Origin of the sequence: Nocardia farcinica (genome assembly GCF_029867845.1) — a bacterium.
Lineage (GTDB): Bacteria > Actinomycetota > Actinomycetes > Mycobacteriales > Mycobacteriaceae > Nocardia > Nocardia farcinica_A.
The window spans coordinates 1-2,089 of record NZ_JARWRU010001286.1 but is presented as its reverse complement, the minus strand read 5'-3'; the positions used below and the strand labels follow the sequence as shown (position 1 = coordinate 2,089).

Genomic DNA, 2,089 nt, shown 5'->3' with positions numbered 1-2,089 from the left:
CTCGGCCACCTCACGCTCGGCGCGGGCACCGGGCACGCCCCCCCCCGCCGCGCGGCCCGCGCCGGCGCAGCGGCCGCGACCCCGCCGCTGACCTCGCACCAACCCACCGCGCGGCGCGCCGGTACGGACGCCCCGCTCGTCGCGGGGACAACGGCCCGTGCGGGCCCGGGGTCAGGCGTTGACGTCGTACTCCACGAGCACGCGGCGCAGCAGCTTGCCGGTGGTGTTGCGCGGCAGATCGTCGAGGAAGATCACGTCGCGCGGCACCTTGTAGCGGGCCAGGTTGCTCTTGACGTAGGCCTTGACCTCCTCCGGGTCGGGCTGCGGCTTGCCCGGCTCCGGCACGATGAACGCGCGCAGGCGCTTGCCGAACTCCACATCGTCCACGCCGACCACGGCCGCGTCGAACACGTCGTCGCGCTCGAGCAGCAGGTTCTCGACCTCCTGCGGGTAGACGTTCTCTCCGCCGGAGACGATCATGTCGTCGTCGCGGCCGTCGACCATGAGCAGGCCCTGGTCCTGGAAGTGACCCATGTCGCCGGTGGACATGTAGCCGTCGATGATCTGCTTGTGACGGCCGTCGGTGTAGCCCTCGAAGGGCGCGCCGCTGCGGACGAAGATCCGGCCGGTGATGTTGTTGCCCTGGATCCGCTGGTCGTTCTCGTCGTAGAGGCGGACATCGCAGGTGACAGGGGGCTTGCCGACGGTGCCAGGCGCGATGGCCAGTTCCTCCGGCTTGGCGACGGTGGCGATGGCGACCTCGGTGGAGCCGTACAGGTTGTGCACCACCGGACCGAACACCTCGGCCGCGCGGATCGACAGCTCCGGCGAGAGCGCCGAACCGGCGAGGATGATCGCCTTGAGCGAGGAGGTGTCGTACTTGTCGTGCACCTCCTTGGGCAGCTCGACCATGCGATGCAGCATGGTCGGCACCGCCACCAGGATGTCGGCCTTGTGGTCGGCGACCATCTTCAGCGTCGCCTCGGCGTCGAAGCGGCGGCGCACGACGATCTTGTTGGCCAGGATCGAGCCGATCAGCCAGGTGCCGAGACCGGTGCTGTGGAAGATCGGCGACACGATCACCATCGTGTCGTACTTCTGGAACGGCATCCGGTCGAGGAACTGGGCCGTGGCGAACGGCGAGACCTTGGTGCGCGGCGCGCCCTTGGGCAGGCCGGTGGTGCCGCTGGTGAGGATGATGAAGCCGCCCGGCTGGCTCGGCGGCGGCAACTCCTCGGTGGAGTTCTCCGCGATCAGGTCGTCGAAGGTACGCGCGCCCTCGGGCACCTCGGTGCCCTCGTCCACCCAGGTCAGGTAGCGCGGCAGCTCCGGCGGCAGGGCGTCGAGCAGGCCGAGGAACTCGCTGTCGTGCAGCACCGCCTGCACCTTCTCGCGGGCGCAGACCTCGGCGAACTGCGGCTTGGCGAAGCCGGTGTTCATCAGCGCGATGCGGGCGCCGAGCTTGCCCGCCGCGATCTTCGACATCAGCAGGCCACGATGATCACGCGCCAGCACCGCCACGACGGTGCCCTCGGTGATGCCCGCCGCCTGCAGACCACGCGCCACGGCGGTGGACTGGTCGTCGAGTTCCTTGTAGGTCAGCTCGCCGCGCTCGTCGACCAGAGCCGGGCGATCCGGCGCGATCCGGGCCGAATGGCGGACAGCGGCGGCCTGGGGACCCATCTGGCGGACTTCCCGAAGGTTCTGCACCGTCTCCTTCGGATTGGTGAGATCGGCGATTCCGCGCGAAGTCAGCAATCGCACAGCCTTGATGGTTTCCAGCGCATGCGCCAGGTTCACCACTTACACCTCCACTGAACCGTCGCGTCGGCCACGTCGCCTAGCGATTTCGAACGGCATGTGCGGCTACCGTAGCAGCAGACGGTGTGGTCGGTCACACACAAAGGTGACAAAGCGGGCACGGGTCACTGGGGAAGTTACTTCCGGGTTAGTCGAATGAACCAAATGGTTCACGTCACATTCTCGCCGCGCGGCGGAAGTGAATACGGGCCGCCCCCCCAAGGGGGGGGCCCGAAAAATGCGGGCGCAAAATTGTTTAAGCAACCCCGGGGGGGGGGTAAAAGTGAGG

Annotated in this window: 1 protein-coding gene; it reads right to left on the bottom strand. The window is 68.1% G+C overall.

The genetic code is table 11. From position 1 onward, the window contains the following. Positions 1-171 precede the first annotated feature (171 nt). Positions 172-1,800 (bottom strand): acyl-CoA synthetase, encoded by a 1,629-nt coding sequence (locus tag QH283_RS28735; RefSeq protein ID WP_280506068.1) that lies wholly within the window; start codon positions 1,798-1,800, stop codon positions 172-174. Between the last annotated feature and the right edge of the window lie 289 nt (positions 1,801-2,089).